Origin of the sequence: Gordonia polyisoprenivorans NBRC 16320 = JCM 10675, assembly GCF_000241325.1 — a bacterium.
Classification (GTDB): Bacteria; Actinomycetota; Actinomycetes; order Mycobacteriales; family Mycobacteriaceae; genus Gordonia; species Gordonia polyisoprenivorans.
Genome location: NZ_BAEI01000072.1, coordinates 63,342 through 69,341, shown reverse-complemented (window position 1 = coordinate 69,341; position 6,000 = coordinate 63,342). Strand labels below are relative to the sequence as shown.

The following is a 6,000-nucleotide window of genomic DNA, read 5'->3' as shown; positions in this document are numbered from 1 at the left end:
GGGATGGGCGTCACGGCGACCGGCACCCTGCTCCCGATCACCGATGTCATCGCGTTGGCGGCCCAGTGCCAGCCGTGGTTGGCGGTGTTCGACGACCACACCAGTCTGCCCCTGTATTTGGGTCGGGCACGCCTGGCGAGTCAAGGCCAGCGGATCGCGTTGTTCGCCAAAGACGGCGGCGAGTACTGCTCGTTTCCCGGGTGTACTCAGCCCGCCGCGCACGTCGAAATCCATCACGCCACCAAAGATCATGCGAAAGGTGGGCTCACCAACATCGGTGACCTCGCCCCCGCCTGCGGCAAACACAACCGGATGGTCGGCGACAAACCCGGACAATTCACGACCGGCATCTATGGGGACGGGCCGTGGGCCGGACGGTGCTGGTGGCGCAAAAACACGCCCGTCGGGGCAGCGACACCGAACCCGAAACGCACCAACGCACTCCCCGACGTCGGGGCCACCTACACCGACGCGCTGGCCCGCATCCGCGCGGAATTACATCCACCACCCGACCCACTACAGGTTGATACCGATACCGATCTCGCCGAGCGCGACGACCGGAGCTTGCTGCTGCCCACCAACCGGATACGCCGCAGCCGAGTCCCGATCGGACACGGATACTACGACCTCGTCGAAATCCTCACCCCCGACCCCAGCCCGGACTCGCCGATCGAAACCCAACTCGCCCACCTACTCGGTGACCGCGGACCCTAGACCCGGGGCGTGCACCCGTTCGGGGTCGGAAACCAGCAGCGGCGCAACAGGTCTCGAGGCTCGTCGCTAACGCTCCTCGACACCTCGACCACCGGAAGAAAAGGGAACTCCGCTAGCAGTCCTCGACACCTCGACCACCGATCAAGGAGCGCCCCCGCCCGGCGAGGAAGCCCCCTCCCGATGGTCGAGGTGCCGAGGAGCGCCAGCGACGAGGCCTCGAGACCCCGACAGCCGAACATCAGATCACAAGCGTCGAGCGCGCCACCAGGCTATGGCGATGGCGGTGGCGAGCGCGCCGACTTGCACCTGTCGGGACAAAGCCAGGGCGGCACGAAGATCCGTTGAGGTCGGATCCCGCCCGTCGCCGAGGGTGGGTCGGTTCTCGGTGCGGTGCGGGTAGACCGTGATACCGCCGAGACGGATGCCGAGAGCTCCGGCGAAACTCGCCTCCACGACCCCCGCGTTGGGGCTCGGATGTGCCGATGCATCGCGCTTCCACGCGCGCACTGCACCCCGCCGATCGGGACCGGCGGCCACGACGAGCACCCCCGCGATCCGGGCCGGCAGGATGTTGAGCGCATCATCGAATCGTGCTGCAGCCCAACCGAAACGGTTGTAGCGGGCATTTCGATGACCGATCATCGCATCCAGTGTGTTCGCGGTCCGATAGACGAGGAGACCGGGAACACCGGCCAGGGCGCCCCAGACCAGCGCTCCCACGGTGGCATCGGAGGTGTTCTCGGCCACCGATTCCAGTGCAGCGCGACAGATCCCGGGTTCGTCGAGTGCATCTGGGTCGCGGCCGCACAAGCTCGGTATGAGTTCCCGCGCGCCCGGAACGTCGTCGGACTCGAGACAGTCGGCCACGTCGTCACCGACGCGGATGAGGGTGGTCCCACCCAATACGGCCCACGTCACCGCGGCGGTGAGCAGTGTTCGCGCCGGACCGTTCTCGGCGAGTGGGCGGGCCGCGAGTGCCCCGGCCACACCGACAGAACCCACACACAGCGCACAGTGCGCGCTGCCGGCGATCCGGCTGTCGGCGTATGTATGTCGTTGCAGCGCGGTGGCGAGGGAACCGAGACCGGCAACTGGGTGCCCACGTCTCGGGTCGCCGACCGCACGGTCCAACAGGTATCCGACCAGTAACCCTGCCGGTGAAGGCCGGACGGCAGCGACCCACCACCTCCATGCGCGCATCAGAGCAACCCCCGCATCAGTAGTCCGATGCCACAACGGTCTGCTGCTCGCCACGCACCAAGAGCGCCTGGTGGTCGGCGAGCGGGGTCACGCGGTGGCGCGACTCGTACTTGCGGCGCACCGACTCGATCACGTCGGCGGGATACACCGGGAACTGGCCGTCGGCATGCGGGAGCACCACCGTGTCGATGAGTTCCAGACCGCGCGGATCGACCGGACCCGGTGCCTCGGCCGGATCGTCGAGGCCTTCCACTGGCGCGATGGTCGGACCCACCACGACCGCGCCGGCGCTGCATCCGATGTAGGGCAACGACGCTCGTACCCGCTCGGCGAGCAGATCCCCCGCGCCCGCCCGACGCAGCGCCCACAGCAAGGCGAAGGTGTTCCCTCCGGCCACGTACACCGCGTCGACCCGGTCGAGCGTGGTGGCGAACTCCTCGAGATTCTGCCGCACTGCCGAGAGGTCCACGACCGCATACCCTGCGGCCGTCAGGCGGTCACGTTCGGCGCGCACACCCGGCTGGCCGGCATAGGGGATCCGCGCGTCGTCGAGATACCCGATCTGCAACTCCGACAGCGCCTTTCCCGTGGCCTCCGACAGGAAACCGGGCACCGCCCCGAAACCCAGCGACAGGAGCAACAGATTCACGGTGGTCACGCTACCCGCAGCTGATCGGCCCGCCGAAGCCCACCGTCCGCGTGGTGTCGGTCAGGGACTCAACCGCATGGCAAGATCACGAACGCCCGCCCCACGGTCGAGCATTCCGGCACGACACATCATGCGTGATGCCAGGGCGATTCGGTAGGCCGAGCCTCTGCGGTCACGTTGGTATCGCCGGAAGCCTTTCTCCATGTCCGACAGTTCGTCCGGACCGACAGCGGTCAGTGCGCGAGCCAACGCCTCGGCGTCGAGGATCGTCTCACAGGCCCCTCGCCCGAGATTGGGAGCCATCGCATGAACGGCATCCCCGAGAGACACCACGTTGCCGCGGTACCATCGTCCGATCCTCGGCATCGTGCGCACGTGATACCGGGTCACCGTCTCCGGAATCGTCGACGCGATGGCGTCGGTCACCTCGCCGCACCACGATTCATACAGGGCTGCAACGAATCCCAGCGGATCGTCGACCTCTTGCTTGGCCTGAGCCGCCCCGGGCCGCGGTGACCGATAGGCGGCATGCCAGTCTCGCCGATCGCGGCTCAACGGCGTGATCCCGAAGGACCGACCGGGACCCCAGTATTCGGTGAACATGTCGGTCGCGCCCGCGAACTCTCCCAGGATCACCGACACGTCGAGATCCCGCGATTCGATATGCTCCCCTGTAACGGCCTCGCGGACAACACGGTTGATACCGTCTGCGCCCACAATGACGTCATGATCGAGCGCGCCGACATCGGTCACCCGCGTCCCGAAATGAATGCGGACGCGATCGGTCAGCAGAGCATTCAGCAAAGCCACCCGAGAGATCATCACGGTTTCTCCGCGAGCCGCGATTCGCGACAGCAGAGCACCTCCCGGATCACGCACCTCCGCCGACTGCTGCGGATGACCTGCGCGTCGAATGTCGTCGGCGAGACCGAGGGAGTCGAATACACGCATGGCATCCGGCCACATCCCGAGCGCGCTCCCCTTCTCGGGCAAAGCTCGTGCACCCTCGTAGACCTCGACCGGCCAGCCGGTCGAGCTCAGCAGGTTCGCCAGAACCAAGCCTCCGATACCTCCGCCAACTACGGCAACCGATCTCATGCCAGCAGGCTACTACGATCGTAGTAACCTGTCGAGATGAGTTACCGTGGCCCAATGGCCAGGCGCGACGACGTTCTCACCGCCGTGGTGAGCGCGCTGGGAGAGCACGGACTCTATGGATTGACCCATCGGAAGGTCGATCGGGCGGGCGCACTACCCGAGGGCACGACCTCGAACTACTTCCGAACCCGGGCCCAACTGCTCTCGGGCGCGGTCGAGCATCTCGTGGCGGGAGATCTGCAGGCATGGGAGACGATGGGTGCTGACGAGATCACCACCACAGACGATCTCGTCGACATCGCCGCCGCGTTCGTCGCGTGGGCCGTGGGCGACGGACGACCCCGGTCGTCGGCTCAGATCGCGCTGTTGGAAGCGGCGATCACCAATCCCGAGGTGTCTGAAGTACTCACCCGCGCACGGAAAGTCATCGAGCACCGCGCGAACCAGTTGTGTTCCCCACTCGGACTCGACCGCACCCAGGTGGCCATCCTGCTCGACGCCACCGACGCGATCATCTTTCGCCAACTCGCGATGCCGGAGTCCACCATCGGATTCGACCCACGCCGGTACTTCTCGGCGTTGCTGAATACACTCACGCGGTGATGGCACGCCCCCGCCCCGTTCCCGTCGCGGGCACCTATCCGATCGACACCGGCATGGCCGAGCTGGCCCCGGACCCCATCTCGGGCGGATGGCTCCTGCAGATCAACGGCACACACAGCTCGCACATCGACGACGATCCGCGTGTGCTGGACTTCGAGTACCTACGACAGATGGCGGCCGTCATCGAGGACCGCCATTCCGCGCAGGCGAAGCTCTCCGTCCTGCATCTCGGCGGCGCCGCGTGCGCGCTCCCCCGCTATCTCGCGTCGACCTTTCCGCAGTCACGACACGTCGCGGTCGAGATCGACGCCGAGCTGGCGCGTCTCGTCCGCGAGTGGTTCGACCTGCCGCGCGCACCGCGTCTACGTATCCGCGTCGGTGACGCACGCGCCGTGCTGGAGTCACTCCAGCCCGACACTCGAGAAGTGATCATCCGGGACGCATTCGAATCCGACCGCACGCCAACACATCTGACGACGGTGGAGTTCACGCATGCCGTCAAGCGGGTCCTCACGCCGAATGGCCTGTATCTGGCCAACTGCGGCGACACCCGCGATCTCGGTCGCGTGCGCGCCGACGCCGCCGCGCTGGCCGAGGTCTTCGACCACATCGCCCTGATCGCCGACCCGGCGATGTTCAAGGGACGACGCACCGGCAACGTGGTCATCGCGGGCAGCGACGGTCCCCTCGATCCCTCGCCGACACTCGTCCGACGACTGCTCAGCGATCCGCTTCCGGCGCGGGTGATCGCCGGCGACGAGGCCAGGGCATTCGGGTCCGGGCAGGCACGCCACGATCCACCGAACGCCTCCGACGGCAGCCGCGACGAGACCGCCGAGGATCAGCCCGTGTAGATCAGATCATGTAGTTGAGGGAACCCAGGATCGCCTGCCCCAGCTCCTGATCACCACGAACCTTCACCGCCGACGGATCGGCGCTGCGCCGGCCACCGGCGAGCCGGACCAGATCGACGGCATCGAGTTCGAGCACCACGTCGGCGGCCTCGTCGCCACCGTCGAAGGCCTCGACGAGGCCTGCCCGGTCGGCGACGGCGATGCGCACGGTACGCGGTGCCGCACCGGTGATCTCGAACGCGACAGCGCTTCCGGCGGGCGCCTTGGCGCGCTTACCGACCACGAACGGCAACGACGCCGCGATCTCATCGAGCACCCAACCGACCGGTGCCGCAGACGGAGTCCCACCGATCGTGCCGTCGCGGAGGTCGACCTCGTGAATCCAGCAGTCGAACAACCGGATTCGCATGAACCGACCGTAGGTGTCCGGGCCCGCCGGAGTGGCCGCCGCGGCGTCGAAATCCGACTGCGACATCGCCGACAGGGCCGCGCTGCGGACCGCGATGATCTCGTCGTAGGCAGCGAGTACCTCGTCGGCAGGTCGCCCCCGGAAGTGTTCGACCCATTTCTCGTTGAATTCGCCGATCGGATTGCGCACGTGGTCGAGATCGGTGAGACCTGCGGGTGCCTCGACGTCACGTCCATCGAGCATGCTCTCGGTCCCGATGATGTGCGCGATGATGTCGGCGTTGGTCCAGCCTGGGAGGATCGACGGCTGCGTCCACTGCTCACCGATGTCGTCGGCCAACGCCCGCAAGGCGGCCCACTCACCGATCAGGTCCGGGGTCAACGTGGTGTGGTCGATGGACGTCGTGGGCATGAAGGTCTCCGATTCGCGGGCTGGTCGACTGCGCCCGAGGAGGGGACAGGGGCGTCCAACGC

Annotated in this window: 7 protein-coding genes; 3 read left to right on the top strand and 4 right to left on the bottom strand. The window is 67.0% G+C overall.

Annotation, left to right across the window (positions count from 1 at the left end):
- On the top strand, positions 1-714 hold a 714-nt coding region (locus GOPIP_RS19655), incomplete at its 5' end, for an HNH endonuclease signature motif containing protein (protein WP_006371525.1).
- Between the two features lie 243 nt (positions 715-957).
- Here the strand turns inward: GOPIP_RS19655 and GOPIP_RS19650 are convergent.
- The 3 genes from GOPIP_RS19650 to GOPIP_RS19640 are packed head-to-tail and all read right to left on the bottom strand — an operon-like array spanning position 958 to position 3,661.
- Positions 958-1,914 carry a cobalamin biosynthesis protein gene (locus GOPIP_RS19650; protein ID WP_020170872.1) on the bottom strand — a complete coding sequence of 319 codons (957 nt, stop codon included), beginning with the start codon at positions 1,912-1,914 and terminating at the stop codon, positions 958-960.
- A 16-nt stretch (positions 1,915-1,930) separates the two neighbouring features.
- Positions 1,931-2,563 carry a Type 1 glutamine amidotransferase-like domain-containing protein gene (locus GOPIP_RS19645; protein WP_240523954.1) on the bottom strand — a complete coding sequence of 211 codons (633 nt, stop codon included), beginning with the start codon at positions 2,561-2,563 and terminating at the stop codon, positions 1,931-1,933.
- A gap of 60 nt (positions 2,564-2,623) precedes the next feature.
- Complete coding sequence (locus GOPIP_RS19640; RefSeq protein ID WP_081482538.1) at positions 2,624-3,661, bottom strand: FAD-dependent monooxygenase; 1,038 nt, start codon at positions 3,659-3,661, stop codon at positions 2,624-2,626.
- Positions 3,662-3,715: 54 nt separating this feature from the next.
- Between GOPIP_RS19640 and GOPIP_RS19635 the strand changes: the two genes are divergently transcribed.
- Both GOPIP_RS19635 and GOPIP_RS19630 read left to right on the top strand, forming a co-directional pair.
- Positions 3,716-4,264, top strand: coding sequence for a TetR/AcrR family transcriptional regulator (locus tag GOPIP_RS19635; protein ID WP_006371521.1), 549 nt, complete (start codon positions 3,716-3,718; stop codon positions 4,262-4,264).
- Positions 4,264-5,118, top strand: a complete 855-nt coding sequence (locus GOPIP_RS19630; RefSeq protein WP_006371520.1) for a spermidine synthase — start codon at positions 4,264-4,266, stop codon at positions 5,116-5,118. The genes GOPIP_RS19635 and GOPIP_RS19630 overlap by 1 nt, the downstream gene beginning before the upstream one ends.
- Position 5,119: 1 nt before the next feature.
- On the opposite strand, the gene GOPIP_RS19625 is transcribed toward GOPIP_RS19630, so the two are convergent.
- Entirely contained in the window at positions 5,120-5,938 is an 819-nt protein-coding gene (locus GOPIP_RS19625) for a maleylpyruvate isomerase family mycothiol-dependent enzyme (RefSeq protein ID WP_006371519.1), read from the bottom strand.
- Positions 5,939-6,000: the final 62 nt, after the last annotated feature.

Excerpts from the sequence above, each read along its gene's own strand:
- GOPIP_RS19640 (WP_081482538.1), bottom strand. The coding sequence starts at position 3,661 with ATGAGATCGGTTGCCGTAGTTGGCGGAGGTATCGGAGGCTTGGTTCTG.
- GOPIP_RS19630 (WP_006371520.1), top strand. The coding sequence starts at position 4,264 with ATGGCACGCCCCCGCCCCGTTCCCGTCGCGGGCACCTATCCGATCGAC.
- GOPIP_RS19635 (WP_006371521.1), top strand. The coding sequence starts at position 3,716 with ATGGCCAGGCGCGACGACGTTCTCACCGCCGTGGTGAGCGCGCTGGGA.
- GOPIP_RS19625 (WP_006371519.1), bottom strand. The coding sequence starts at position 5,938 with ATGCCCACGACGTCCATCGACCACACCACGTTGACCCCGGACCTGATC.
- GOPIP_RS19650 (WP_020170872.1), bottom strand. The coding sequence starts at position 1,914 with ATGCGCGCATGGAGGTGGTGGGTCGCTGCCGTCCGGCCTTCACCGGCA.